Origin of the sequence: Nocardioides sp. N13(2025), from assembly GCF_051912545.1 — a bacterium.
Lineage (GTDB): Bacteria > Actinomycetota > Actinomycetes > Propionibacteriales > Nocardioidaceae > Nocardioides.
The window spans coordinates 1,522,262-1,548,229 of record NZ_CP196809.1; the positions used below are offsets into that span (position 1 = coordinate 1,522,262).

22 protein-coding genes are annotated in these 25,968 nt (G+C 70.7%); 14 read left to right on the forward strand and 8 right to left on the reverse strand.

Annotated elements, in window-relative coordinates; genetic code table 11:
• Window positions 1–17: 17 nt before the first annotated feature.
• Entirely contained in the window at window positions 18–725 is a 708-nt protein-coding gene (locus ACS3YM_RS07255) for a class I SAM-dependent methyltransferase (RefSeq protein WP_439939399.1), read from the reverse strand.
• Window positions 726–748: 23 nt separating this feature from the next.
• On the opposite strand from ACS3YM_RS07255, the gene ACS3YM_RS07260 reads away from it, so the two are divergent.
• The gene (locus ACS3YM_RS07260) at window positions 749–2,482 is read left to right on the forward strand and encodes a hypothetical protein (RefSeq protein WP_439939400.1); all 1,734 of its coding nucleotides are present in this window, start codon (window positions 749–751) and stop codon (window positions 2,480–2,482) included.
• A 31-nt stretch (window positions 2,483–2,513) separates the two neighbouring features.
• Complete coding sequence (locus ACS3YM_RS07265) at window positions 2,514–2,690, forward strand: hypothetical protein (protein WP_439939401.1); 177 nt, start codon at window positions 2,514–2,516, stop codon at window positions 2,688–2,690.
• Here ACS3YM_RS07265 and ACS3YM_RS07270 read toward each other — a convergent pair.
• The 3 genes from ACS3YM_RS07270 to ACS3YM_RS07280 are packed head-to-tail and all read right to left on the reverse strand — an operon-like array spanning window position 2,678 to window position 7,330.
• A complete protein-coding gene (locus tag ACS3YM_RS07270; protein ID WP_439939402.1) occupies window positions 2,678–3,787 on the reverse strand; it encodes a glycosyltransferase family 4 protein in 1,110 nt (369 codons plus the stop codon). The two genes, ACS3YM_RS07265 and ACS3YM_RS07270, sit on opposite strands and share 13 nt — an antisense overlap.
• A 1-nt stretch (window position 3,788) precedes the next feature.
• The gene (locus tag ACS3YM_RS07275; protein WP_439939403.1) at window positions 3,789–5,864 is read right to left on the reverse strand and encodes a hypothetical protein; all 2,076 of its coding nucleotides are present in this window, start codon (window positions 5,862–5,864) and stop codon (window positions 3,789–3,791) included.
• The gene (locus ACS3YM_RS07280) at window positions 5,861–7,330 is read right to left on the reverse strand and encodes a glycosyltransferase (RefSeq protein WP_439939404.1); all 1,470 of its coding nucleotides are present in this window, start codon (window positions 7,328–7,330) and stop codon (window positions 5,861–5,863) included. Before ACS3YM_RS07280 ends, ACS3YM_RS07275 begins: the two co-directional genes overlap by 4 nt.
• A gap of 167 nt (window positions 7,331–7,497) precedes the next feature.
• On the opposite strand from ACS3YM_RS07280, the gene ACS3YM_RS07285 reads away from it, so the two are divergent.
• Together ACS3YM_RS07285 and ACS3YM_RS07290 are read left to right on the forward strand one after the other, a co-directional pair.
• Window positions 7,498–8,352: a 2OG-Fe(II) oxygenase gene (locus tag ACS3YM_RS07285; RefSeq protein WP_439939405.1), complete on the forward strand. Its 855-nt coding sequence runs from the start codon at window positions 7,498–7,500 to the stop codon at window positions 8,350–8,352.
• Between the two features lie 101 nt (window positions 8,353–8,453).
• On the forward strand, window positions 8,454–10,082 hold the full coding sequence (locus ACS3YM_RS07290) for a hypothetical protein (protein ID WP_439939406.1): 1,629 nt from the start codon (window positions 8,454–8,456) through the stop codon (window positions 10,080–10,082).
• A 3-nt stretch (window positions 10,083–10,085) separates the two neighbouring features.
• Here ACS3YM_RS07290 and ACS3YM_RS07295 read toward each other — a convergent pair whose 3' ends face one another.
• Entirely contained in the window at window positions 10,086–11,315 is a 1,230-nt protein-coding gene (locus ACS3YM_RS07295) for an acyltransferase family protein (protein WP_439939407.1), read from the reverse strand.
• A gap of 131 nt (window positions 11,316–11,446) precedes the next feature.
• Here ACS3YM_RS07295 and ACS3YM_RS07300 point away from each other — a divergent pair, with 131 nt between their 5' ends.
• From ACS3YM_RS07300 to ACS3YM_RS07315, 4 genes are read left to right on the forward strand one after another with little or no spacing between them, the layout of a single operon-like run.
• Window positions 11,447–12,334, forward strand: a complete 888-nt coding sequence (locus ACS3YM_RS07300) for a DUF3068 domain-containing protein (protein ID WP_439939408.1) — start codon at window positions 11,447–11,449, stop codon at window positions 12,332–12,334.
• Window positions 12,335–12,373: 39 nt separating this feature from the next.
• The gene (locus ACS3YM_RS07305; protein ID WP_439939409.1) at window positions 12,374–13,351 is read left to right on the forward strand and encodes an AAA family ATPase; all 978 of its coding nucleotides are present in this window, start codon (window positions 12,374–12,376) and stop codon (window positions 13,349–13,351) included.
• Window positions 13,348–14,565 (forward strand): DUF58 domain-containing protein, encoded by a 1,218-nt coding sequence (locus ACS3YM_RS07310; RefSeq protein WP_439939410.1) that lies wholly within the window; start codon window positions 13,348–13,350, stop codon window positions 14,563–14,565. Before ACS3YM_RS07305 ends, ACS3YM_RS07310 begins: the two co-directional genes overlap by 4 nt.
• A complete protein-coding gene (locus tag ACS3YM_RS07315) occupies window positions 14,562–16,808 on the forward strand; it encodes a transglutaminase-like domain-containing protein (RefSeq protein WP_439939411.1) in 2,247 nt (748 codons plus the stop codon). Before ACS3YM_RS07310 ends, ACS3YM_RS07315 begins: the two co-directional genes overlap by 4 nt.
• On the opposite strand, the gene ACS3YM_RS07320 is transcribed toward ACS3YM_RS07315, so the two are convergent.
• The gene (locus tag ACS3YM_RS07320; RefSeq protein WP_439939412.1) at window positions 16,746–17,564 is read right to left on the reverse strand and encodes a class I SAM-dependent methyltransferase; all 819 of its coding nucleotides are present in this window, start codon (window positions 17,562–17,564) and stop codon (window positions 16,746–16,748) included. The genes ACS3YM_RS07315 and ACS3YM_RS07320 overlap by 63 nt on opposite strands.
• Window positions 17,565–17,633: 69 nt before the next feature.
• On the opposite strand from ACS3YM_RS07320, the gene ACS3YM_RS07325 reads away from it, so the two are divergent.
• The 3 genes from ACS3YM_RS07325 to ACS3YM_RS07335 all read left to right on the forward strand — a co-directional run bounded on the left by ACS3YM_RS07325 (window position 17,634) and on the right by ACS3YM_RS07335 (window position 21,455).
• Window positions 17,634–18,524 carry a phosphotransferase family protein gene (locus tag ACS3YM_RS07325; RefSeq protein WP_439939413.1) on the forward strand — a complete coding sequence of 297 codons (891 nt, stop codon included), beginning with the start codon at window positions 17,634–17,636 and terminating at the stop codon, window positions 18,522–18,524.
• A gap of 208 nt (window positions 18,525–18,732) precedes the next feature.
• Window positions 18,733–20,217 carry a 30S ribosomal protein S1 gene (gene rpsA / locus ACS3YM_RS07330; RefSeq protein WP_439939414.1) on the forward strand — a complete coding sequence of 495 codons (1,485 nt, stop codon included), beginning with the start codon at window positions 18,733–18,735 and terminating at the stop codon, window positions 20,215–20,217.
• A 173-nt stretch (window positions 20,218–20,390) separates the two neighbouring features.
• The gene (locus ACS3YM_RS07335) at window positions 20,391–21,455 is read left to right on the forward strand and encodes a GDSL-type esterase/lipase family protein (RefSeq protein WP_439939415.1); all 1,065 of its coding nucleotides are present in this window, start codon (window positions 20,391–20,393) and stop codon (window positions 21,453–21,455) included.
• A gap of 4 nt (window positions 21,456–21,459) precedes the next feature.
• On the opposite strand, the gene ACS3YM_RS07340 is transcribed toward ACS3YM_RS07335, so the two are convergent.
• Entirely contained in the window at window positions 21,460–22,743 is a 1,284-nt protein-coding gene (locus ACS3YM_RS07340; RefSeq protein ID WP_439939416.1) for a class I adenylate-forming enzyme family protein, read from the reverse strand.
• A 31-nt stretch (window positions 22,744–22,774) separates the two neighbouring features.
• Window positions 22,775–22,933 carry a hypothetical protein gene (locus tag ACS3YM_RS07345; protein ID WP_439939417.1) on the reverse strand — a complete coding sequence of 53 codons (159 nt, stop codon included), beginning with the start codon at window positions 22,931–22,933 and terminating at the stop codon, window positions 22,775–22,777.
• A gap of 93 nt (window positions 22,934–23,026) precedes the next feature.
• On the opposite strand from ACS3YM_RS07345, the gene ACS3YM_RS07350 reads away from it, so the two are divergent.
• The 3 genes from ACS3YM_RS07350 (at window position 23,027) to coaE (ending at window position 25,934) form a co-directional block, all read left to right on the forward strand.
• Entirely contained in the window at window positions 23,027–23,977 is a 951-nt protein-coding gene (locus ACS3YM_RS07350) for a GlxA family transcriptional regulator (RefSeq protein ID WP_439939418.1), read from the forward strand.
• A 77-nt stretch (window positions 23,978–24,054) separates the two neighbouring features.
• On the forward strand, window positions 24,055–25,341 hold the full coding sequence (locus ACS3YM_RS07355) for an aminotransferase class I/II-fold pyridoxal phosphate-dependent enzyme (protein ID WP_439939419.1): 1,287 nt from the start codon (window positions 24,055–24,057) through the stop codon (window positions 25,339–25,341).
• On the forward strand, window positions 25,338–25,934 hold the full coding sequence (coaE, locus tag ACS3YM_RS07360; protein WP_439939420.1) for a dephospho-CoA kinase: 597 nt from the start codon (window positions 25,338–25,340) through the stop codon (window positions 25,932–25,934). Before ACS3YM_RS07355 ends, coaE begins: the two co-directional genes overlap by 4 nt.
• Window positions 25,935–25,968 lie beyond the last annotated feature (34 nt).

Consider the following 25,968-nt stretch of genomic DNA (forward strand, 5'->3'; position numbering starts at 1 on the left):
CAATCGTTGCAGGTGCCTCAATATGGGTCGGCGCTGTCGTGGTGCCCCAGCAGACGGGTGACAGGACGCAGCCGGAGCCGCAGGAGGACCTTGACGACGAGGTTGCGGAAGAACCACGGCAGCTCGCGCAGGACGCGAAGCCGGTCGCCGAGCGACGGTGGCGCGATCACGAGACGCGCGAGCGACCCGGTGCGCCCGACGTAGCGGTGGCGGTCGGTCGTGAGCGTGTCACGGAGCAGGGCCAGCGTCACCCCGAGCGAGGAGAAGGCGTCGTGGACCAGGACCACGTCGCCGTCGCCGAGGAACGCGGTCCAGCGCAGGTCGTCGAGGCAGGACCACATGTCGTGCTTGCCGTCGACGTAGACCAGTCGCACGGGCTGCGACCAACCGGACCGGACGTCCTTGCTCGTGCCGACGTGCAGGTCCACGCGGGACTCGACCCCGGCCTGGGCCAGGTGGGCACGGAAGCGCTGCTCGGTGTCCGGGCGTCCGTAGCGCCAGTCGTCCGGGAAGGGGTCGACCGCGGTGACCGACGCGCCGCTGGCCGCCAGCACGATCGTCGACCGGCCGAGGTGGCTGCCGATCTCGACCACACGCCCGGGGGCCACCGCGCGAGCCGCGTCGTACAGCGTGCGAGCCTGCGCCTCGGTGAGCCACCCGTCGACGGACTGGGCGACCTGCCAGGCCGCGTCGAAGTCGGGGGCCGAGGGGGTCGGGTCTGGCACGCGCCACAGCATAGGGTGGCCGCGTGGTGCCGACGCGCGAGGTCAGCCGCCGGCACTGGCGGGACTGGGTGGTCATCCTGTGGCCGCTGCTGCTCGCCGTCGTGCTGGTGCTCCCGCTGCTGACGCGTCCCGGTCACCCGCTGGCACGTGACCTGGTGTTCGTGCCCCGGCAACCCTTCACCGATGCGACCTGGGGCCTCGGCGACGTCGCTCCGCGCGCGGTGCCTCTCGACTCGGTGGTCGCCGCTCTGACCCACGTGGTCGACGGGGGAGTGCTGGCCCGCCTCGTGCTGCCGCTGACCCTCGCGCTGCTGGGGTGGGGCGTGGCGAGGCTGCTCGCCCCGTTGGGCCGCACGGCCCAGCTCGCCGGATCGGCCTTCGCCGTCTGGAACGCCTTCGTGGTCGAACGGCTCGCCCTCGGCCAGTGGGCGCTGGTCCTGGGCTGCGCGGCGCTTCCCTGGATCGTCGCCGCGGCGATGCGCTATCGCGCGACGGGGCGACGGGTCGACCTCGCGGCCGCCGTCGCGTGGTCCGCCCTGGCCTCCCTGACACCGACCGGTGGACTGCTCGCGCTGGCCGGGATGGCTGTCGCCTGCGCGCCGCAGGTGCGCCGGGTGGCGATGGTGGTCGCCGGCGGACTCGTGCTGCAGGCTCCCTGGATCGTCGCCGCGGTCACCGGGCCGGGTGGCGCGGTGTCGGACGGAGCCGGCGTCGCGGTGTTCGCCCCGGACACCGAGTCGCCCTTCGGGGTCTTCGTCGCGCTGCTCGGGCTGGGCGGCATCTGGGACGCGGGCTCCGAGCCGGCCACCCGGACCACGTGGCTCGCCGTGGTCGCCGCGCTGGCGGTGCTCGTCGCCCTGGTCAGCGGTCTGCCGGCGCTCCGCGAGGTCTGGGGTGCCGGGGACCTCTGGCGGTGGGTGGTCCTGTCGGGACTCCTCGGCACGCTCGCGGCCGCTGCGGCGACCCCGTGGGGTGGCGACGTGCTGGTGCGGCTCGTCGACACGGTCCCCGGCGCGGGTCTCCTGCGGGACACGCAGAAGTTCCTGGCACCCGCGGTCGTGCTCGTCTCAGCGGCGTTCGGCGCCGCAGCCGCACGAGCGTGCCGGGCGCTGGCCTCGAGCGACGTACGCCCGCTGGTAGCGCTGGTCCTGGTCGTCGCCCCCGTCCTGCTGCTGCCGGACGCCACGACCCGCGTGTGGCGGACGGTGGACCCGGTCCGGTTCCCCGACGAGCTGTCCGAGGTCGCGGAGCGGCTGTCCGGGGCGGACGCGATCGTCGTGACGCTGCCGTGGCGGGCCTACCGGGCCTTCGACTGGACCCGACCCGGGCAGACCGCGTCGGACCCCGCCATCCGGATGGTCGACGCCGACGTGGTGACCAGCGACTCCCTCCAGGTGGGAGCCGTGCTCGTGCCGGGGGAGAGCAGCCTGGCGGCCGAAATCGGGCGAGCCCTTGACACCGGTACGCCGGCGCAGACGCTGCCTGCGCTGGGCGTGACCTGGGTGGTGCTCTACGCCGACGACCGCGAGGCCCAGCTGGTCGACACCACCGGCCTCGACCGGGTCGTCGACGGCGACTACGTCGAGCTCTACCGCGTCCCGGGCGCCCGGGCGCGCGAGAGGACGGAGCAGCGGGGGCGGAAGGCAGCGGTCTGGGGCGCACACCTGCTGGCCTTGGCACTCGCCGGGGCGGCAGTGGCGACACGGATCCGGTCACGTCGAGATCGAGACGCCCGCCTCCCCGGTCATGTACCCTAACGACCGGTAACTTCGTCAGAGGGAGAAGTCAGTGAGCAACACGGGCAACAGCGGTTCGTCGGCAGGCGGCATCCTGACCGGGATCGTGCTCCCTGCGGCGGTCGGCGCCCTCCTCGCGGGCAGTGTCCTCGGCGGCCTGGTCTACAGCCAGACCCAGGGCCCGGACAAGAACCCGGCCAGCCAGCAGATCCTCGTCTACGGCGACTGATCTGCCGGTGCTCCGGCCGTCCGGAGCACCTCCTCGGCCCGCTCGGCACACGTGTTCCACGTGAGCGTGCGGGCCATCGCATGTGCTGCCCGTCCCATCGTGTGACGGGTCTCGGTGTCGCGCAGCAGCTCGCCCACCACCTCGACCAGGTGGTCGAGGTCGGTCACCAGTCGCCCCGTCTCCCCATCGCGGATCGACTCGGTCACACCGCCCGCGTCGGCGTACGCCACGCTGGGTGTCCCCTGTGCCCCGGACTCCGTGACCGCGAGGCACCAACCCTCCTTGACGGAGGGCATGACCATCACCCATCCGCGACCGACCAGCTCGTCGCGACGGGCGTCGCTGACGTGGCCGTGGAAGGTCACTCGGTCGTTCACCCCCAGGTCGGCGGCCGCGGCCACGAGCTCGTCGCGCCACCAGCCGTCGCCCACCACGTCGAGCTGCAGCTCGGGGAACTCGGGTGCCAGTCTCTGGACGACCACGAAGGCGTGCTCGATCTGCTTGTGGGGCACCAGGCGCGAGAGCACGACGATCCGTGGCGCGGGCGACTCCTCGCGGACGTCCTGCGGCACCGCGGCCAGCCCGTTGCGGACGACGGTGATGCTCGCCGGGTCGACGCCGATCGCGGCCAGGTCGCGCGCCGAGGAGTCCGACACGGTGAGGAACCGGCGGCGACGGTAGAGCAGCGGCACGACACGGCTCTCCACGAACCAGCCGATCCGGCCAGCGAGGCCCGGATAGATGATGCGCCACTGCTCGGCGTGCACGTGGTGCACGAGCGCCACGACGCCACGACGTCGTACGAGCGGGGACGCGAAGGGCAGGCCGTTGACCACGTCGACGACCACGTCTACGTCGCGCCGGTGGCGCACGAGCCAGGCCAGGCCCCACAGGTAGACCGTGAGACGCCCGCCCAGCCGCCGCAGTCGTACGCCGTCGACGTCCTCGCGACGGGCCGAGCCGGGGTGCCTCGCACACACGAGCGTGACCTCGTGCCCGCGGCGCGCGAGCTCGCGGCCGACGGACTCCACGAACACCTCTGACCCACCCCCGTCGGGGTGCGTGGTGTCGCGCCAGGAGAGGAAGGCGATCCGCACCTCAGCTCCCGCTGAGGGCCAACCCGGCGTTGCCGGCCAGGCGCTCGCACAGCGGGATGGGCAACCCGAGGTCCGGCGTGACCGTCAGGCCGTGCGCGGCGAGGTCGGCCTCGTCGAAGGCGTCGTCGGCGATGGCGGGGAGGGAGTCCCAGTCGTCGTCGAAGTAGACCGACTCGGTGTAGCCGAAGGCGCCGCCGGGTGTCGTCTCGATCTGGAAGTAGCCGAGGTCGAGGAGGTTGCGGATGCCGATCGCGAATGCACCGTCGGTCGGGATCTCGAAGAGCTCGCCGCGGACCTCCTCGTCGCCCTTGACCAGGATGGCCCGGGCCAGGCGGTCCTCACGCAGCTGGAGCCACACGGACTGCTCCTGCGCGCCCGACACGGTCAGCACCTTCACCCGGCCGGCGGTCAGCGCGCCGCTGACCTGGAAGCGCCACACGCGATCACGCTCCTCGACCGGGACCCACGGCTCGTACTGGTCGCCGGTGTGGAGGTAGAGCGCCTCGCAGTCGCCCCGGATGGCCAGGTCGTCGGTGCTGCCGCCGTCCGGGAGGCCGTCGACGTGGCTGATCAGCCGGCTCTGGGCGGTGGGCGTGAGGTCGGCCTGCAGCGCGACGTAGCGCTGCAGCGGCTCGCCCCGGTGCAGGGACGCGGCCATGAAGAGGCCGATCGACATCTGCGCCAGGATCGCGAAGATCATGCCGAAGGCGAGGAAGCCGGTCACCGGCACGGTCCAGCCGCGTCGGGTGGCGACGAGCCGGGCCAGGAGGGCGGTGCCGATCGCGCCGCCGAGCACCATCGCCGGGACGAAGTCGCTGGCGTAGCGGGTGGAGTAGTAGCCGTAGGTCATCACGCCGCCGGTGCACAGGATGCCGGCCAGCAGCGGGACGCGCAGCCGGGCGATGACGGGGTTGCGGCGCGGCCAGAAGGCCACGACGACGGCGAGCGCCGTCAGCAGCATGAACACCCACATGAAGCCCGTGACGCTGCCGGTGCGGTAGGCCTGGTCGACGAACGCACCGTTGTAGGACTTCGCAGGCGAGGCGGGAAGGGTGATCCACGGGAAGTAGTCGGTGAATCGGATCCCGTCGGGGCGCAGGTAGGCCATGAAAGAGGTCGTGAAGAACTGCGGACCGCTCAGGGTGCCGTCGTTGGCCGCGAGGGCAGCCTGGCGCTGCGCGTTGACCTGAGTCCAGACCTGGTCCTTGAGCGGGAACATGTAGACCGCGTCGAACTTGTACATGTTGAGCGCGATCGAGGCAGTCAGCGGACCGACCCCGGCGAGCACGACGCGCCACCACAGGGCCCGGTGCTCGGCCGAGAACGGGCGGAACCGGAGGAGCAGGCCGAGCCCGATCGCGCCGAGGGAGATGGCCCAACCCTCGGTGGTCCGGCAGCCCACGGTGACCAGCGCGAACACCGCCAACCAGAACACGGTGTGCGTGGAGGGCGCCAGACAGGTGCGGACCATCCAGTAGAGCCCGCCGACCGCGGCGGCCACCGCCCACGTGTAGACCTCGTGGTAGACCCACGGGAGGCTGGCGTCGTACGTCAGGAATGTCCCGCCCGTCGCGCCGGCGACGAAGATGCCGGCCAGGGTGCCCGAGCGCCAGGTGAGCGGGCCCTCGACGACGTGGTCGAGCAGCAGCCAGATCAGCTTGGTGGACATGACCGCGAGCACGATCCAGGCGGCGGCCATCGACAACAGGGTGAGCTGGTAGTCGAACTCGTGGGTGGTCATGAGGACCGGGAGCCGCAGCAGCGCCGGGAACGGCGGGAAGTAGGTGAAGGTCTTCCCGTCGTGGACGAAGCCCTCGATGGCGAGCGACTGGGGGTCCATGTCCAGGTGGCCGTCGAGGATCGCGCGGGCCTGGTCGTCGAAGAAGTTGGAGAAGTACCCGCCACCCAGCGCCGTACGACCGATGTCGGTCGAGTAGTTGAGCAGCGTCAGGAAGTAGCCGAGGCCACCGACGAGCAGGCCGGCGGTGGTGGCGACGAGACGGATCAGGGCCTGACGATCGGTGTGCGGCGAGGCGGATTCGGGGGTCGCGCCGCGGGTCAAAACGGTCGAGGTCACGCCACTTCCAGCCGGTAAAGGAATTGATAGCCGAACAGTCGTGGCCACACGCGCACAAGGCCGCGGTCCGTGCTCTCGAAGCGCCTGACCATCCGACCGCCGAGGTTGTCCTGCGAGGAGTCGGCGAAGGTGTTGAACGGGGTTCCGACGATGCGGGTCTCGATGATCGTCAGCCCGCAGTCGTCGAGCAGGCGCTCGATCATGTCGCGGGTGAAGAAGCGGATGTGGCCGCGGTCGAGGGGGCCGCGCTGGTCGTAGTCGAACTTACCGACCGCGATACGGCCGCGGGGGTACCAGTGGCCGAAGTTGGGCACCGACACCAGCAGCTCGCCACCGGGACGCACCTTGGCGGTGAGGTCGGCCAGCAGCAGGTGGGGCTCGACGACGTGCTCGAGGATGTCGCCGGCGACGACGACGTCGTACTGGGCGTCGAGGCCAGGGGGGAGTGGCAGGTTGAGGTCCGCTTCGATGAACTCGTCGACGCGCTCCGCCACTCCTTCGTGCTTCTGCCGGTCCAGGCCGGTGACGTGGTGGCCGAGCACCCGCGCCTGCTGGGCGAACCTGCCGTCGTAGCACCCTGCATCGAGTACGCGGCCGGGCTTGTGACGGGCGAGCCACTCGAGGAGGACGGCGTGTGAGCCGTACTCGTCCTTGAGGGCGTACTCGTCGGACTCGACCGACTGCACGCCGCCGCCGAACCCGTGCTCTCCGGCCCAGTGACGCACGACGTCGCCGGCGACGTCCCTGGCGTACTTCATGCCGTTGACGTAGCAGATCTCGTCGCCGTAGTAGGTCGGGATCGGCACCTCGATGATGCGCTTCCCCGCCCGAATGAGGCCGAGGATGATCTCGGTGTCGAAGTCGAAGGCATCGCTGTACGACCCCAGGTCGAGGTCGGCGAGCGCGTCGGTGCGGTAGGCACGGTAACCGGAGTGCCACTCCGACAGGCGCTGGCCGGTGAGAGCGTTCTGGAACCGGGTAAGGACCTTGTTGCCGATGTACTTGTAGGCCGGCATCCCACCGGCGCGCGCACCGCCCTTGTCGAGCATGCGGGAGCCGAAGACCGCGTCGGCCTCGCCGCTGACGAGGGGCGACACGAGGTTCTCGATGCACTCAGGGGCGTACTGGCCGTCTCCGTGCAGCAGGACCACGACGTCGAGGCCGTGCTCGATCGCCCAGCGGTAGCCGACCTTCTGGTTTCCTCCGTAGCCAAGGTTGCGCTCGTGCTTGACCACCGTGACAGGGAAGGACGCACTGTCGCGGAAGCGCAGCCCGATCTCGTAGGTGTCGTCGATGCTCGCGTCGTCGCAGACCATCACGTGGTCGACGGACTGGGCGAACGACGCTGGGAGCCGCTGGAGGGTCTTCTCCAGTGTTGACGCTGCGTTGTAGGCGACGACGAGCACGCCCACGCGTGGTTCGCGCCGGCCGTCGGACATCGCCACGGGCTCCTCGGTCGACTGCACGGCTCTCCCTCCACAAGGACTCACCCGACCATCGGACGATGGTGATCCGGGGTGAACCGGGCGAGTCTAACCCGCGAGTAGCATCCGCGTGGGCAGGTCTGCGAGGCCCTCCGGCAATTGGCCGGTCGACCCGCGTGAGGGTGACCTCACGTGGCATGATGCGCGCCATGCAGACCGCCCTGAAGCTCGTCGACCAGACGCGCCTGAACGCCGACCTAGCCGCCTCGGCCGAGTCCTACCGCACCACCCAGCCGTTCCCTCACATCGTCCTCGACGACGTGCTGCACCCCGAGGCCTTCGCTGCCGCCGTGCGCGACTTCCCCGGGATCAATGACGAGTTCTGGAAGGGCTACCTCCACGTCAACGAGACCAAGTACTGCAACGTTCATCCCGACACCTGGGCCGAGAGCCTGCAGGCGGTGGCCCAGGAGTTCTGCTCCCCGGAGTTCGTGCGCTACCTCGAGGAGCTCACCGGCATCGCGAACCTGATCCCGGACTACACGATGGACGGCGGCGGCCTGCACATGACCAAGCGCGGCGGCCACCTCAACATCCACACCGACTTCAGCACACACCACACGCACGAGAACTGGGCGCGCCGGGTCAACATCCTGCTGTATCTCAACGAGGACTGGCATGACGACTGGGGCGGCAAGCTCGAGCTGTGGGACGCAGACATGACCGCCTGCCAGGCCCGCGTCACGCCTGCGGGCAACCGCATGCTGGTCTTCACCACGTCCGACGACTCGTTCCACGGTCACCCCGATGGTCTGACCTGCCCGCCGGACATGGCGCGTCGATCCCTCGCGATGTACTACTTCACCGAGGAGGAGGCGCCGGTCCGCAAGTCGACCAACTACCGCGCCCGCCCCGAGGAGACCCGCGCGCGGAAGGCTGCGATCGCGGCGGACCGCAAGGTGCTCGACGTCTACGACCGGGTCAAGCGCAAGCTCGGCATCTCCGACGATCTTGCTCACAAGGTGCTGCACTCCGTCGACAAGCTTCGCTGCCGGTCGAAGTGACGTCCATGGAGGCACCCCCTCGGCCCTCGACTCGGACGGACCGGAGGGTGGGCCGTCGCGCGCTAGCAGGGCGCCTCCCGTTCCTCGCGTTACTGGTCGGGATGGTGACCCAATCGGTCATCGTCCTGTGGCTGGCCAGCGACACCTGGTTCGGTGGCGACGACTGGCACTACATCCTCTTCAGGGGCACGGTGCCGAAGGCAGACATGGGCCTCCTGGAGCCTTGGGGCGGGCACTGGCAGGCAACCATCATCCTGATCTACCGAGCACTGATCGCCACAGTCGGGCTGCAGTCCCATGTCCCCTACCTCGTGGTCATCATGGTGGCGCACTTGTTCGTCACCCTGTTCACGTGGTTGATCCTGCGGCGGCACGGGATTCGTCCGTGGACAGCGACCGTCATCGCGTGGTTGGTGCTGTTCTACGGCTCCGGGGCACAGGCCTTCGCGTCGACGGGTCCCATGCCGCTCACCGTCGGCATGGCCGTAGGCCTGGGTGCGCTACTGGTCTGGCTGCACGGAGAGGGTTCCCGGCGCACGGCGCTCGCAGCGGCTGCGCTGCTGGTGCTGGGCGTGATGACGTCGGCTGCCGGAGTCGTGGCGTGCCTCCTCGTCGCGATGGTCGTGTATTTCAGGAAGGGCGTGCGAGCCGCCGCATTGGTCGCCGGTCCCGCGTTCGTCGCCTTCGGCACCTGGTATGCCGTCCAGGGGCGCGATGCAGGCCGGATCCACGTCGCTGGCTGGTCGTGGACCGACCTGCCGGAGTTCGCGTTCAAGGGTGTCACTGCCGCACTTGGCGAGCCGATCGCGATGCCTGCGACTGGAGGTTTCGTCCTCCTGGCCGTGATCCTGTGCTGCTTGCTGCTCCGCGGCGTGGGAGAGGATCTACGGATCCTCGCGCTGTGCGGCATCATGGCGGCGTTCGCCCAGATGACGCTCAGCGGTCTGGGTGCTCTCTCGCTAGACCTCGACCCCGCATCGCAGTCGCGCTACTTGTACCTATCCTTCATCCTCATGGCGCCCGCTCTGGGTCTTGTCCTCGACGGCCTGTCCACTGTTGCTGCGGGCCGCATCGCCGGGTCGCCTGGACTGGTGCAGCTGGTTCGAGGGGTCGCCTTGCTTGCCCTGCTGGCCTACACCCTGGTCGGCTTGCAAGGGGTCCGTCGCGATGTGGACCTGGAGACCGCGATCGCAAACGTCTACAAGTCGTGGGCCTACGGCAGCGCCGCGGGCGTGCTCTCCGGGCAGAAGGTCCTGAGTCCCCATCCCGACGTGCCGCTCTTCGAAGCGCACGACATGACACTGATGACCGAGCCGGAGGTCCTCGATCTGCTGCCGCCGCGCTCGGTCGACCAACAGTGGCGCGTTGACGATGACAATCAGTTCTTCACCAAGGTGGGGGAGGAGGTCCCTGGCCTCTTCAACCCTGTCCTCATCGGCGGGGAGGGGTTCACAACGCAGTTCCGGGCCCAGCCGGGTTGCAAGGACTACACCGCGCAAGCATTGTCCGACCCGTTGATCACCCTCGGGACGGGACAGCAGGGCGTCGAGATCGGCGTGGTCAGCGAGTCGACCACGGTGACCACCACCATCACTCGTGAGGGGGTGACGAGCTCCGCGAAGACCTGGTCGGTCGAGCCCGGGCCGATCTACGTCAGCACCACGGCTCGTGACGCAGTGCTTCGCGTCTCCTTCAACGGGGATGGCGACTTCTCGATCTGCCACCAATGAGGCTCATGGACGGACGCCGCGGGCCGTCCGGGCGAGCTCTCGGGCACGAGTGCCGAGGGCGGATGGAATGCCGTCGCGCTGCACCTCCGCCCACATCGGGTGCCGCAGCAACTCGGTCGCGCGACGCTCGACCAGGCGGTGCGCCAGGAGGGAGACGACCACGGTCAGGAGCATGGCCACCACGGTGCGGGGGAGCCAGCCCCAGTCCTCCGTGTGCCGGGACAGGAACGTGAACACCGGGTAGTGCCAGATGTAGAGGAGCAGCGAGTGGCGCCCGAGGAAGGCCAGCGGGCGAACGCTCATGGCGGCCACGGGGCGTGGGGCCTCGACCAGCAGGGCCGTGGCGCCGAACAACAGGGCCAGGTCGACCTCGAGCAGGGTCACGCCCCACGCGAGGAACCGCTCGTCGCGGGAGCAGTAGTAGGCGAGCGGCACCAGCGCCACGAGCGTGGCCGTCGCGGTCCACCGAGCGACCCACTGGGGGACGTCGAGACGACGCACGAGGGGGAGCGCGGCTCCCAGCATGACGCCGACGACGAACGGGTCCATGCGCGCAGTGGTGCGCACAAGCACCTGGAAGACGAACTCGGTGTCGGTGACGTGGAAGCGCCACCAGGTCAGCAGGAGCAGCAGGCCCCCCAGCACGAACAGCACCCCGACCGGCCGCCGGCGCATCATGTAGAGGACAGCCGCCATGATGACGAAGGCCTGCATGTCGACCGACAGGTACCAGAGGTGGCCGAAGTCGGGGCGCGAGGTCAGCAGGTTGCCCTGGACGTACCAGTTCCAGGTGTAGGTCAGCACGTGCCAGACCGAGTCGACGTTGTCCCCCGTCGCGGTCTTGTCCGTGCTGTCGAGCGTGGAGACGACGAGCACGGCGGCCAGCAGCACCCAGAGGCTCGGGCCTACCCGCAGGACGCGGCGTACGAAGGTGACGCCGGGGCGCATGTGCTCGGAGCCGCGCGAGGCGAGCGAGACGTAGGCCAGGTAGCCGGCCGCCACGAGGAAGACCGTGACGGCGAAGTTGCCGCTGCGGAACAGGGGACGGATCCAGGCCGTCTCGTCGATGCGCTCGATCGGCCACACGACCCAGCCGTGCGAGAGCACCACCAGCACGATCGCGACTCCCCGGACACCGTCGATGAGGGCGATGCGACGCGAGGTGTTCATGCCGTCCGCTGTGCCGTCGCCCGTGGGTGCGGAGCGGGTGGAGCCGACGGTTCTGGAAGACATGGCGGGGACTCTAACCCGCCTCGGCCGGGTCTCATCAGACGACGTGGAACTTCGCTCGCCGATTGGCTACTCGGAAGTCACTTCGCTGCTATTGTCGCTCCGACTTGTGGGCGACCGGGAGGAAAATCGCTATGCGTAAGGGCTTCGGCATCGGCTTGACGGTGCTGGGTGGATTCTTGGTCACCTTGGCCGTCCTGGCTCAGTTCTGGGCTCCCGGACGGTTGATGAAGACGCCGCTGGACGTCGACAGCACGACCCTGCTCGACGGCACCGCCCAGCTGTCGGACGGCACCGGCGGCACCGACGAGTTCCCCGTCAAGGCCTTCAGCGTGACGCGCGCCGACTCCGAGCGCTCCGACAGCGACGTCGTCGTCTTCCAGAACTCCAGCTGCCTGGTCAAGGACGAGGGCGAGATCGACGAGTGCGTCAGCGCCAGCGACCCCGAGGAGCGACTCATCTCGGCCTCGACCGACAACTTCGCGACGGACCGCAGGACCGCCGAGGCCGTGGACGACCCCAAGTACCTCCCCCCGAGCGCCGAGGACAAGGAGGGCCTGATCAACAAGTGGCCCTTCGAGGCGGAGAAGAAGGACTACCAGTACTGGGACGGCTACGCGGCCGCGCCGGTCGACGCCACCTACGAGGGCACCGAGACGGTCGACGGCGTCGAGGTCTACGTCTACAAGACCCTGGTCACGGACGTGCCGATCGAGATCACCGACGGCGTCCAGGGCACCTACTCGACCGACAAGACGTTGTGGATCGAGCCGACCACGGGCTCGATCGTCAACCAGTTCGAGCAGCAGGAGCGTCTCGACGAGGACGGCAACACCTTCCTCTCCCTCGACTTCGGCTTCACCGACGAGCAGATCGCCGACAACGCCAAGGAGTCGGGCGACAACGCCAGCAGCCTGAAGCTGATCAAGGACACGGTGCCGCTGATCGGCTACATCGTCGGCATCCCTGCACTGCTGATCGGCATCGCGCTCCAGCTGATGCGTCGCCGGTCCGCCGCCTGAGCCACGAGGCTCGACTTCGAGAGGTAGTTCCTCGACCGCATGTCTGACCTCGCGACCGTCCACACCGACGACGTCCGGTGGTACGCCGACACGTTCGACCGCGTCGTGCACAACGTCGAGGCTGCCGTGCTCGGCAAGAGGCAGATCGTCCGTCTTGCGCTGACGTGCCTGGTCTCCGGCGGCCACCTGCTCCTCGAGGACCTGCCGGGCACCGGCAAGACCATGCTGGCGCGCGCGCTGGCCAAGTCGCTGGACTGCTCGTTCGCCCGCATCCAGTTCACGCCCGACCTGCTGCCCTCGGACGTCACCGGCGTGACCGTCTACGACCAGGCACACGGCGAGTTCTCCTTCCACCCCGGGCCGATCTTCCACAGCGTGGTGCTGGCCGACGAGATCAACCGGGCCTCGCCCAAGACGCAATCGGCGCTGCTGGAGGTCATGGAGGAGGGCCACGTGACGGTGGATGGTCGGACCCACGAGGTGGGCCGGCCCTTCATGGTCATCGCGACCCAGAACCCGATCGAGCAGGCCGGGACCTACCAGCTGCCGGAGGCGCAGCTCGACCGCTTCCTCATGCGCACCAGCGTGGGGCACCCCGACGCGGAGTCGACCGAGGCGCTCCTCGCCGAGTCGCGAGTGCGCGACCGCGCGGCCGGGCTGACGCCCGTCGTCGGCGCCAGCGAGCTGCAACAGATGAGCACGCTGGCCGACATGGTGCACGTGGACAAGGCGGTCATCAGCTACGTACGCCGCCTGGCGGAGGCCTCCCGGGACGTGCCCGACGTACGCATCGGCCTGTCCACGCGCGGATCGCTGGCCTGGATCCGCGCAGCCAAGGCCTGGGCGCTGGCCGAGGGGCGTGCCCACGTCGTGCCCGAGGACATCGCCACCCTCGCGCGTCCCGTCCTCGGCCACCGCCTGCTGATGGCCTCCGGTGCAGCGTTCGGCGGCATCACCCCCGAGGAAGTCATCGACAACCTGTTGGTGCAGGTCCCGGTGCCCCGCGATCGCGCGTGAGCCGACGATCCCCCTCGTCGAGCACCGCCGCCCGGGGTCGGTTCGTGCGGCTGCTGTCCGCCGTGCTCGCACCCCTGCGCATGCTCACTCCGCTCGGGGTCAGTGTCCTCCTGCTCGGGATCGCCGCGACCGTCCTTGCCGTGCTGCTCAACTGGCAGGAGTTCACCCAGCTGGGCGTGGTCGCACTCGGCCTCCTGGTGCTCGGCTTCGTCTGGCAGGTGCTGCCCGGAACGCCGGTCGCCGAGCTGGTGGTGCGGCCGAGCCGGTTGGTCGAGGGCGCCGCCGCTCCCATCGCAACCCTCGAGGTCCACGCCGGCGCGGCGCCGATGCTGTTCCCCAAGGTCACGCTTCCCGTGGGCGGTCGTAGCGTCTCGCTGCGCCTGCCGTTCCTGGCGCCCTTCGCCCGCCACCGCGAGACCGTGCAGCTCCCGTCGATGCCGCGTGGCGTCCACGCGGTCGGGCCGGTGACCTACGAGAAGACCGACCCGGTCGGCCTGGTCACCCGGCGCTTCCGCACCGGTGCTGTCCTCGAGCTGCTCGTAGCGCCCCGCGTGACCGACCTGTCCGTCTTCGCCGGCGGTCTCACCAACGACCTCGACGGTGCCACGAGCCAGCAGCTCTCGATGAGCGACCTGGCCTTCCACGCGCTGCGCGAGTACGTCCCCGGTGACGACCTCAGGCACGTGCACTGGCGCTCGTCGGCCAAGGCCGGCCAGCTGCTCGTCCGCCAGTACCACGAGACCCGCCGGGGCCACGTCACCGTGCTGGTCGACGGCGCCCGCTCGTCGTACCCCCGGTTGCGCGACTTCGAGCTCGCGGTGTCCGTGGCGACGTCGATCGCGCTGCGTGCTGTCCGCGACGACTTCGACACCTACCTGCGCTGCGGCCAGCACCTGGCCCGGGGACGCCAGGCGGTGGCGATGACCGAGGTGGCATGCCGTTTCGTGGCGGGGGAGGACGACTACCTCGCCCAGGCCGCGGACGCGGCCGACGGCGTCACCGGCACGGGGCTCGTGGTCCAGGTGACCGGTGCCGCCCGCGACCTGGTCCAGCTCGACGGCGCGGCGCACCGCTTCGACCGAAGCGCCGACTGGATCGTCGTACGCGCCGACAGCGAGGCCGAGCCACGGCTGCGCGACAGCGGGTCCCTGCGGGAGATCTCCGTCCCCGACCTCGCCCGCCTCCAGGAGCTGCTGGCGCGAGGCATGCGATGAGCCGGCAGCGCGGGACCCTGCTCGACGTCGTGATGGTCCTGCTCCTGATGGCGCTGGCGCTCTCGGTCCTCGACGACACCTTCGCGGACCGCAGCTACCTCGTGGCCGGGCTCGTGCCGGTCGCCCTGCTCCTCGGCCTCGCGCTCCTCGCACGCCGGTTCCACGAGGGCGTGTGGTGGTACGCCCTGGGCGCCGTGCTGCTCTTCGCGCCGATGGGTGCCCTGGTCGCTCTCAGGCGACCCGGTCCCTACGTGCTGCCGACCTTCGAGACCATGAACCGGGTGCTGGGGGAGAGCATCAGCGCACCCTCGACACTGGTCAGCACGGTCCCGCCGGTCGATGCCACCGGCACCGTGATGCTGGTGCCGTTCATGATCGGCTTCCTCGCCGCCGCCCCGGCCGCGTGGCTGGCGATCGCCACGCGGAGCATGCTGGCGCCCACGGTGCCCGTGGTGGTGGCACTCGGCGCCGCGATCCCGCTCGGCGTGCTGGTGCCGACGCTGCTCGTGCCACGCGGCATCCTCTTCGCGATCGTGCTGGTCGGATGGGCCGCTGCGCGTGCTCGCAGGCGCGAGGCTCTGGTCGGACAGCCCCGGGGGTCGGTGGCCGCTGCGCTGACAGCCGTGCTGACGGTGACCCTGGTGTCCGGGCTCGTCAGCCTGCTGGTGCCGGACGACAACGAGGTCGACCGGGTGCTGCTCAAGGGCGACGAGAACGCTGACATCGTGGCCGGCGCGGGCAGGTCGGTGGTGCCGCCCCGGGTCGGCAGCCGCGACCAGCTGCTGAAGGCCACCGGCGTCCCGACGGGCCGGCGCCTGCGCTTCGCCGCCCTCGACCTCTACGACGGCTCGGCGTGGGTGCCGGCCGAGGAGTCGCCCGGGGCCGGAGGGCTCGGGACCTTCAAGAGGATCGGGCACGACGTCGCCGCGCTCCACGCGGGCCGGACGATCGGCGTCCGCGTCCAGATCCGCCCCGGCTACTCCAGCGACTGGCTCCCCATGCTCGGTGAGCTCACCAGCCTGGACCTCGACTACACCGACGGTCGCACCCAGCTCGGCGACGTGCGCTACAACCAGGCCACCTCCAGCGCGATCGTCGTGGGCGGGGTGAACCCCCGCGACGACTACACCTTCGGCGCGGTGCTCCACGCCGACGACTTCACCCGCAAGGACCCGACCCGGGAGGCGACCGGGGAGCAGCGGCAGCCCGAGGGCGCCTTCCTGGACCAGTACCTCCGCCCGTTCGACCGCGAGGAGCTGCGTCCCGTCGAGCGGGTCCTGCTGCTCGCGCGCTACCTTCGCCTCAACGGCTCCACCCGGTTCGAGGGGTCGTCCTCCCAAGCGCCCGTCGACCTGGGTCTGCGCCTCCTCGGGTCCCGCGAGATGACCGGGTCGCCGTTCCAGTACACCGCGGTGATGGCGCTCGGCGCCTCGCGGCTCGGGGTCCCGGCCCGCGTCGTCACTGGCGCGGAGCCCGACGCCCGCGGGATCGTCGAGCACGACGACGTGACGTCCTGGGTGGAGTTGCAGTTCGCCGACGGCACCTGGCGCACCCTCGACCCGTCGCGCTACGTCGGCGTCCACGCCGCCGGCGAGGACGAGGAGCCCGGTGCCGCGGGCGACCCCGGCGGCTTCGTCAAGGAGCAGCTCGAGGAGGCGGCGAAGGGCAAGGACAAGGAGATCCGCATCCCCAAGGGGTCTCCGATCCTGCTGCCCGAGGGGACCCGGATCGAGGAGCCGACGTCGCCCTGGCTGGTTCTGCTGCGCGTGCTCGGCGGGATCGTCGCGCTCGTGGCACTGTGCCTGCTGCTCATGCCGCTGGTCAAGGTGCTGCGTCGCGGCCGCCGTCGTCGTACGGCGTCGTGGTCGGGCCTCTACGTCAACGCATGGCAGGAGGTGCTCGACGCCGCGCGCGATCGCGGCACGCCTGTGCCCGACGCCTGGAGTCGGGTTGCCCAGGCCCGACGGCTGGGGGTCGGGCTGGAGCTGGCCAGGCGCGCCGATGCGGCGGTGTTCGCGCCCCGGGCGGGGGAGAAGGGCGCGGGTCAGGAGTTCTGGGCGGCCTGCCAGGAGCTCCGCAAGCAGGTGGCCGCCGACACCGACTTGCTTCACCGGCTCTGGTCGTACGTCAACCCGGCGTCGCTGCTCGCCGGATGGGCGCGCCGCAGGTCGTCCGTCGGGTCAGTCGCGGAGGTGCGCGACAAAGATCGCGGTGCCCGGCGTCAGCAGCCCACGGGTGCGTGACCAGCCGCCCCACACCCGGTCGTGGTCCTGGGGCCACTCCGGCTCGACGAGGTCGGCCAGGACGAACCCGCTGCCCGCGAGCAGCCGGACCCAGTCGCCGAGCGTGCGGTGGTGCTCGACGTACGCCACCACGCCGGAGGCGTCGTCGACCTCGACGTAGGGGGTGCGGTCCCAGTAGGACTGCGTGGCGGTGAGCCCCGCCTCGTCGGGGTCGTCGGGGAACATCCACCGCGTCGGGTGCGTGATGGAGAACGCGAAGCGGCCGCCGGGACGCAGCACGCGGGCCACCTCAGACACGGCGTGCTCGATGTCGCTGATGAACTGCAGCGCCCCGAAGGAGCAGAAGACGATGTCGAAGCTCTGGGGCGCGAAGGGCAGGTCGGTGGCGGTGCCCCGCACCGACGGCACGGCGACTCCGGTCTCCTCGTCGAGGCGCAGCGAGTGCTGCAGCTGGCGGTGGGAGAGGTCGAGGCCGAAGCCCCGACCGCCGCGGGCGCGGACCCAGCGGGAGCACTGCCCGGCCCCGCTGCCGACCTCGAGGACGTCGCGTCCCTCGACGTCACCGAGGATCCGCAGCTCGTCCTCGGTGTGCCCCTCGGGGCCCCAGACGAAGCCGGCGTCGCCGAGGAACGCGCCGTGGGTGGCCTGGTACTCGTCGGCGTAGCGGTCCCAGTCCGGGCCGTTGGCGAGTCGCGACTCCTCCTCGGAGACCGAGCGACGCTCGACACGCACCGACTGGGGCAGGTGATCGTCCACGCCCCGAGCGTAATGTGCCGAAACCCTCCCGGGCTGCCGGGATCGGGGTCGTCGTGCCACCATCGCGGCGTGACCGAGCCCGCCCCGACCCTGACCCCGCTCGCGGGTGGGCACTCGGGCCGCACGTTCCTCGGGGAGGTGGCCGGGGACCGTGCCGTGGTCCGGCTCTACCCGCCCGGCGACCCCCGCGGACCCGTGGCGCCGGAGGTCGACCAGGCGGTCCTGCACCTGGTGCGCGGGCTCCTGCCGGTGCCCGAGGTGCTGGACGTACGCCGTGAGCAGGCCGAGCACGGCCAGCCCGGGCTGCTGGTCACGTCGTGGATGCCGGGGGAGCGGGGAGACCTCGTCCTCCCCGGTCTCGACGACGCGGGCCTGAGACGACTCGGTGCGTCGATGGGACGCACGGCCGCCGTGCTCGCGGGGATACCGATGCTGCGACCGGGCCCGTTCGTCGACGCGGAGCTACGGCTGGGCACCTTCCCCGAGGCCGACCTGGCAGCGTGGGTGGAGTCGCGACTCACCACCTGGTCCGGCATCGACCGTGCGCGGCTCGCCGCGGTGGCTGACCGCGCCCAGGGCCTGCTCGACCTCGAGCGGCGCGCCTGCCTGGTGCACAGCGACCTCAACCCCAAGAACGTGCTCGTCGGCCCGACCTCGCTCGAGGTCTCAGCAGTGCTCGACTGGGAGTTCGCCCATGCCGGTCACCCGTGGACCGACCTCGGCAACCTGCTGCGCTTCGAGCGCCACCCGACGTACGTCGACGCCATCCTCGAGGCGTGGACGGCGCGCCACGGCCGTCGCGCCGACCTGCTCCTCGACGGGGCACGCGCCGCCGACCTGTGGGCCCTGGTCGACCTCGCTGCGCGAGCGGGGGAGAACCCGGTCGCAGACCGTGCCGACGAGCTCCTCCGGGCCGTCGCCGGGACCGGCGACCTGCACGCCTGGCCGTTCGCCGGCTGAGCGTGGGCCGAGCGTGCGTCCCCGGTTGGACGCATGCCGACCGGCACGCGTACTCTTGGGTGTTGCGCCAGTCGTCCGCCCGGCTTCCATACCGAGCGAAACAGGGCTCGCCGTGCCGTCGTCACCGACCAGTCAGTGACGAAGGCCAGTGAAACAGACGGTTGCGTGCGTCCGCACGACTCCATCCATCCAAGGAATCATTTCCCATATGACGAGCACGCTCTCCACTCTCCCCGACTATGACGCGCCCCAGGTGGCCGTCAACGACATCGGGTCCGAAGAGGACTTTCTCGCGGCGATCGACGCGACCATCAAGTACTTCAACGACGGCGACATCGTCGACGGCACCATCGTCAAGGTGGACCGTGACGAGGTCCTCCTCGACATCGGCTACAAGACCGAGGGCGTCATCCCCTCGCGCGAGCTGTCCATCAAGCACGACGTCGACCCCAACGAGGTCGTTTCCGTGGGCGACAAGGTCGAGGCCCTCGTTCTCCAGAAGGAGGACAAGGAAGGCCGTCTGATCCTGTCCAAGAAGCGTGCTCAGTACGAGCGGGCCTGGGGCACCATCGAGCAGGTCAAGGAGGAGGACGGCGTCGTCGAGGGCACCGTCATCGAGGTCGTCAAGGGCGGCCTCATCCTCGACATCGGCCTGCGCGGCTTCCTGCCCGCCTCGCTGGTGGAGATGCGTCGCGTCCGCGACCTGCAGCCCTACGTCGGCCAGACGCTCGAGGCGAAGATCATCGAGCTCGACAAGAACCGCAACAACGTGGTCCTGTCGCGTCGCGCGTGGCTCGAGCAGACCCAGTCCGAGGTCCGCCACGGCTTCCTGACCCAGCTCCAGAAGGGTCAGATCCGCAAGGGTGTCGTGTCCTCGATCGTCAACTTCGGTGCGTTCGTGGACCTCGGCGGCGTCGACGGCCTCGTCCACGTGTCCGAGCTGTCGTGGAAGCACATCGACCACCCGTCCGAGGTCGTCGCCGTGGGCGACGAGGTCACCGTCGAGGTCCTCGACGTGGACATGGACCGCGAGCGTGTCTCCCTGTCGCTGAAGGCGACGCAGGAGGACCCGTGGCAGCACTTCGCCCGTACCCACCAGATCGGCCAGATCGTGCCGGGCAAGGTCACCAAGCTGGTGCCCTTCGGCTCGTTCGTCCGAGTCGAGGAGGGCATCGAGGGCCTGGTGCACATCTCCGAGCTCGCCGAGCGTCACGTCGAGATCCCCGAGCAGGTCGTCCAGGTCAACGACGACGTCATGGTCAAGATCATCGACATCGACCTCGAGCGTCGCCGGATCTCGCTGTCGCTCAAGCAGGCCAACGAGACCGCTGCCGCCTCCGACGTGGAGGAGTTCGACCCCACGCTCTACGGCATGACCGCCACCTACGACGAGCAGGGCAACTACGTCTACCCCGAGGGCTTCGACCCCGAGACGGGCGAGTGGCTCGAGGGCTTCGACGAGCAGCGTGCCGTCTGGGAGGACCAGTACGCCAAGGCGCACGCCCGCTGGGAGGCGCACGTCAAGCAGCAGGAGGAGGCCAAGCAGGCCGAGGTCGAGGCCGGCGAGGCCACGTCCTACTCCTCCGGTGGCGACGTCGCCGAGGGCGAGACCAGTGGCGACACCGGCGGCTCGCTGGCGTCCGACGAGGCGCTGCAGGCGCTCCGTGAGAAGCTGACCGGCGGCTCCAACTGATCCGCTGATCTGAGCAACCACACGACGGCCCGCCAGCGACTCCCGGCGGGCCGTCGTGCGTTTCCCCTCGCCCGCAGCCGTAACGGGTTAGCCTGAGACCTCGTTCGTCGTACGTGGGGATTGGGATGAGACTCGGCCATCGGGGGATGGCGGCTGCCGTGTGGTTGCTCGCCGTGAGTGTGCTGACACCTACCGTGCCGGCGGCCGCGGAGGACGGTCCCGCGCGCGTCCTGATCGTGGGCGACTCGGTGACGCAGGGGTACAAGGGTGACTTCACGTGGCGCTACTTCGCCTGGAAGGGCCTCGCCTCCCAGGGCGAGGAGGTGGACTTCGTCGGTCCCCGTTCGGGCACGTTCTTCGTGCACGAGGACGGCGCGTGGGACTGGGACTACACCGGCGAGGGTGCCTACGCGGACGCCGACTTCGACCGGGACCACGGCGCCTTCTACGGCGGCCGCATGGGCCCCGACGACAACTTCTTCTACGAGCCCATCGGCCAGGAGGTCGCCTCCTACGTCCCGGACGTGGTGATGTCCCTCTGGGGCATCAACGACCTGACGCGCGAGCAGGAGGGACCGCAGGACGTCATCGCCACCTACCGCGACTGGGTGGCCGAGGCTCGCGCGAGCAACCCGGACGTCGACTTCGTCCTCGGCCGGCTGCCCTACGTGTGGATCGACGAGGTGCCCGAGTTCAACGACCTGCTCGGCACGCTCGCGACGGATCTCTCCACGGAGCGCTCCCGCATCGTCGTGGCCACCATGACCGAGGACTACACGCAGTCGGGCGACAGCGTCGACCACGTCCACCCGAACACCGAGGGCCAGCGCAAGATCGCGGGGATGATGGCCGGTGCCCTGTCCGAGCTCCTCGCGGCACCGACCCCCGAGCCCGAGACGCTCCCGACCCCGGCGCCGGCACCGATCCCTGTCCCGGAGGCACCCCCCGCTCCCGCCTCGGTCGTCGCTCCTGTCGATGTCGCCGAGGCGCTCAGCGACGCAGCGCCTCCCGGGAGTCCGCGACGCGTCAAGGCCGTCCGCAAGCACGGCAGTCGTACGGTCGTCACGTGGCGCGCGAGCGTCGGCCCGGTCGACCACCGGGTGCGGTGCGGTCGCGTGCGCACCGTCGCGACGGCCAGCAAGGCCGTCCTGCGCGCCCGTTCGGCCCGTTGCCGCGTGCGCGCCGTCGGGCCGGGCGGGAGGAGCCCGTGGGTGCGGGTGCGGGTCCGCGAGCGGTGAGCGATCACCCCGCCCGTGGATCGAGGTCGGCCAGCGCCTGCCGTTGGACCTTGCCGGTGGCCGTCATCGGCAGCCCGGCGACCGTGACGTAGTCCTTCGGGCGCTTGGCCGGAGCCAGGACCTCGCGGGCGTGGGCAGACAGGGCGTCCGCCGTGGCGCTGCCGACGACGGCGGCACAGACCCGCTGTCCCCACGTCTCGTCCGGGACGCCGAAGACGGCGACGTCGTCGACACCCGGCACCTCGCGCAGGGCGTTCTCCACCTCGAGGGGGTAGACGTTGACGCCGCCGCTGATGATCAGGTCCGTACGCCGCCCGTCGAGGCGTACGTAGCCATCCTCGTCGATCGTGCCGACGTCGCCGACGGTGAAGGCAGGCCCGGCCGACGTCTCGCGCCACGCGGCCGCCGTCTGCTCCGGCGCGCCGAGGTAGGTGAAGCGCGCGTGACGTGGGACCGCGCACCAGATCCGGCCGTCCTCGTCGGTGGTCAGGCTGCGGCCCGGCCGGGCGCGACCCACGGTGCCCGGGTGTGCGAGCCACTCCTCGGAGCGGCACGCCGTGAACTGCCCCTCAGTGGAGCCGTAGAACTCCCACGTCGAGCCGCTGGGGAAGAGCTCGATGAGGCGGCGCTTGACCGCGGGCGGGCACGGTGCGCCGGAGTGGGCGACGAGGCGGAACGACGACAGGTCGGGCACGCCGACCTCGTCCCAGTGGGCGAAGAGCCGCTGCAGGTGCGTCGGCACGCAGAACATCGTCGTCGGGCGCTCCTGCTCGATCGCGGCGGTCGCGCGGGCCGGGTCGAACTTCCCGGGCACCACGAGGCGGCCACCGCCCAGCAGGGTGCCCATCGCGAAGCGCAGGGGAGCGGAGTGGTGCAGCGGGCTGAGCACGAGGTTGACGTCGTCGTCGCGGAAGCCCCACAGGTCGCGCCCCTCGGCCACGAGCGCGGCGGCGTCCTCCTCGGGCAGGACGCCGGACCAGACGCCCTTGGGGGTGCCGGTCGTACCGCTGGTGCAGTGGATCGGTCGGCCGCGGGGGAGTGACCGCGCCCTCCCGGGACGGGCCGCGAGCAGCTCCGCGACCTGCCGAGCATCGGTGACCAGCAGATCGGGCGCGATCGGGGCGAGGATGCGCTCACGCTCCGCGGCGGTCAGCGCCGGATCGAGCGGCACCGGGAAGATGCCGTCGGCGAGCAGGGTCAGCACCAGCTCGACGTACGCCGTGGAGCCGGGGACGAGCAGCGCGACCCGGGAGCCTTCGGTGATAGCGGCGTCGGTCGCGGGGGCCATGCGCCGCATTGTGCCGGGCGCGACCCCGGCGTCAGCCGCGAGGGACGAGGTGGAAGCGCTCCTCGATCGGGCCGAGCTCGTCGAGCGGGTGCGACGTGGAGGCGGGGCCGGCGAACCGGTCGTGGCGGGCGTAGGTCACCAGCAGTGCGGTGACGGCGGAGAGGACCAGGAGGACGAGGATGGTGTTCATGGCAGTAATCCTCCGCCCATTCGGTTTCTGCCACCAGTGGCAGGAACGACAGTGATGGTTGATTTCCTGCCATGGAGGGTGCAGTCTGCTGTCATGAAGAAGGTGGCGGTGGTCGTCCAGGACCAGCCGGAGCCCTTCGGGCTCGGTGCGTTGTGCGAGGTGTGGGCCGAGCCCTACCACCCCGAGGACGACAACCCGGTCTTCGACTTCAAGGTCGTGACGCCGACGCCCGGGCGCCTCAGGACTCGTGCCGGGTTCGACCTCGACGTCGAGCACGGGCTCGACGAGGCGGCCGACGCCGACCTCGTGTGCCTGGCCCCCAAGAGCGACCACCGCGGCACCTCGCCGGCGGTCTCGGAGCTGCTGCGCGCCACCCACGAGCGCGGCGCGATGCTCTTCGCCCACTGCTCGGCGACCTTCATGCTGGGGGAGGCCGGGCTCCTCGACGGACGGCGCTGCACCACCCACTGGCGCTACGCCACCGAGCTCGCGGAGACGTTCCCCGACGCGATCGTGGACCGCAACGTGCTCTACGTCCAGGACGGCACGATCGTGACCGGAGCCGGCTCGGCGGCTGTCCTCGACGCCGCGCTGCACGTGATGCGCCAGCAGTTCGGGGCGAAGGTCGCCGCCACGACGGCCCGCCGGATGGTCGTGCCGCCGCACCGCGACGGCGGGCAGGCGCAGTTCATCGAGCGGGCGGTCCCCGTCTGCGAGTCCGAGGCGCTGGCGCCGCTGCTGGCCTGGATCAGCGCCAACCTCGGCGAGGAGCTCGACGTCGAGACCCTCGCCCGGCAGATGCACATGTCGGGACGCACCTTCGCCCGGCGCTTCAAGGAGGAGACCGGCACCACGCCCTACAGCTGGATCCTGGGCGAGCGGGTGCGGGCCGCGGAGGAGCTGCTCGAGCAGACCGACCACTCCATCGACTGGGTCGCCGCCGAGGTCGGCTTCGGCAACGCCGCCACCCTGCGCCACCACTTCGGGCGCGCGCGCGGCGTCAGCCCCCAGGAGTACCGGCGGACCTTCCGGATGCCTGCCTGAGACCGGCGGGGCCGCTCCGTCCCGGTCCGTGGGTACGACCGTCCGCGCCGGCCGCCGTGCTCGGTAGCCTTGACCGCGTGAACGCGACTGCGCTGGCCGACCTGTCCGCCGACGACCTCGCCGCCCTGCTCGAGGAGCAGCGTGCGGCCTACGAGGAGCTGAAGAAGCGCGGGTTGAAGCTCGACCTCACCCGCGGCAAGCCCTCGGCCGAGCAGCTCGACCTCGCCGACGGCCTGCTGCGTCTGCCGACCAGCACGACGGACGCGAAGGGCGTCGACGTCCGCAACTACGGCGGGCTCGAGGGACTCCGCGAGCTGCGCGAGATCTTCGCCGAGCTGCTCTGGGTCGAGCCCGACCAGGTCGTGGCGGGTGGCAACTCCAGCCTGACGATGATGCGTGACTGCCTCTTCGACCTGGTGCTCTTCGGCGGTGTCGACTCCGAGCGGCCGTGGAGCCGTGAGGAGAAGGTGCGCTTCGTGTGCCCGGTTCCCGGCTACGACCGCCACTTCACCCTGCTGGAGAGCCTCGGCATCGAGATGGTCACCGTCCCGATGCACGACGACGGGCCCGACGCCGACGCCGTGGCGGCCCTCGTCGCCGACGACCCGAGCATCAAGGGCATGTGGGTCGTGCCGACGTACGCCAACCCGACGGGCGCGATCTGCAGCCAGGACGTGGCGGCCCGGCTCGCCGCGATGCCGACCGCGGCGCCGGACTTCAAGATCTTCTGGGACAACGCCTACGCGCTGCACCACCTCACCGAGGACGAGGCCAAGAGCGCCGACATCCTCACCCTCGCGTCCGCGGCCGGTCACCCCCACCGGCCGATCATGTTCGCGTCGACGTCGAAGATCACCTACGCCGGCGCGGGCGTCGCCTTCCTGGCGGCGTCGCGCGAGAACGTCGCGTGGTACCTCAAGCACCTGGGCAACGGCTCGATCGGGCCCGACAAGGTCAACCACCTGCGTCACGTCGAGTTCTTCGGCTCCGCCCAGGGCGTGCGCGACCACATGGTGAAGCACCGCCAGATCATCGCGCCCAAGTTCGCCGAGGTGGACCGCGTCCTCAGCGAGCGGCTCGGCGGGCGTGGCGTCGCCACCTGGAACACCCCGACCGGCGGCTACTTCGTCAACCTCGACGTCGTGCCCGGCACGGCGTCGCGTGTCGTCGCGCTCGCCAAGGAGGCCGGCGTCGCGCTGACCCCGGCCGGGTCGTCGTTCCCCTACCGGCAGGACCCTGACGACACCAACATCCGCCTGGCGCCGACGATGCCCCCCCTCGCGGAGGTCACCGAGGCGATGGAGGCCGTCGCGACCTGCGTCCTGCTGGCCGCGGCGGAGCACGCCGCCCAGCAGCGCACGTGACCGTGCGGGTCGGCCTGACCGGGGGCATCGCGTCCGGCAAGAGCACGGTGTCGGCGATCCTCGCCGAGCTGGGCGCCATCGTCATCGACGCCGACGCACTGGCCCGTGAGGTGGTGGCGCGGGGGACACCGGGGCTCGAGGCCGTCGTGGCCGAGTTCGGTCCCGGGCTGCTGACCCCCGAGGGCGACCTCGACCGTCCTGCCATGGGAGCCCTGGTCTTCGGTGACGCCGAGGCGCGCAAGCGCCTGGAGGCCATCATCCATCCGCTCGTGCACCAGCGGAGCGCCCAGCTCGAGGCCGAGGCACCGGCCGACGCGGTCGTCGTGCACGACATCCCCCTCCTGGCAGAGGTGGGCCGCGCGGGGTCGTTCGACGCCGTGGTCGTGGTGGACGCGCCGGCGGAGCTCCAGGTGTCGCGGATGGTCGATGACCGCGGGTGGTCGCGCGAGGAGGCCGAGTCCCGGATCGCCGCGCAGGCCTCGCGCGAGGACCGGCTCGCGATCGCCACCCATGTCGTGGACAACACCGGCACGCTGGACGAGCTCCGTCGACGGGTCGAGCAGGTCTACGCGGAGCTGGCAGCCCGGGCCTGACGAATGCCGGATGGACGGGTGCGGCCGGTAACCT

Excerpts from the sequence above, each read along its gene's own strand:
- ACS3YM_RS07285 (WP_439939405.1), top strand. The coding sequence starts at position 7,498 with ATGCAGACCGCCCTGAAGCTCGTCGACCAGACGCGCCTGAACGCCGAC.
- ACS3YM_RS07290 (WP_439939406.1), top strand. The coding sequence starts at position 8,454 with ATGGTGACCCAATCGGTCATCGTCCTGTGGCTGGCCAGCGACACCTGG.
- ACS3YM_RS07295 (WP_439939407.1), bottom strand. The coding sequence starts at position 11,315 with ATGTCTTCCAGAACCGTCGGCTCCACCCGCTCCGCACCCACGGGCGAC.
- ACS3YM_RS07300 (WP_439939408.1), top strand. The coding sequence starts at position 11,447 with ATGCGTAAGGGCTTCGGCATCGGCTTGACGGTGCTGGGTGGATTCTTG.
- ACS3YM_RS07305 (WP_439939409.1), top strand. The coding sequence starts at position 12,374 with ATGTCTGACCTCGCGACCGTCCACACCGACGACGTCCGGTGGTACGCC.
- ACS3YM_RS07315 (WP_439939411.1), top strand. The coding sequence starts at position 14,562 with ATGAGCCGGCAGCGCGGGACCCTGCTCGACGTCGTGATGGTCCTGCTC.
- rpsA (WP_439939414.1), top strand. The coding sequence starts at position 18,733 with ATGACGAGCACGCTCTCCACTCTCCCCGACTATGACGCGCCCCAGGTG.
- ACS3YM_RS07340 (WP_439939416.1), bottom strand. The coding sequence starts at position 22,743 with ATGGCCCCCGCGACCGACGCCGCTATCACCGAAGGCTCCCGGGTCGCG.
- ACS3YM_RS07345 (WP_439939417.1), bottom strand. The coding sequence starts at position 22,933 with ATGAACACCATCCTCGTCCTCCTGGTCCTCTCCGCCGTCACCGCACTG.
- ACS3YM_RS07350 (WP_439939418.1), top strand. The coding sequence starts at position 23,027 with ATGAAGAAGGTGGCGGTGGTCGTCCAGGACCAGCCGGAGCCCTTCGGG.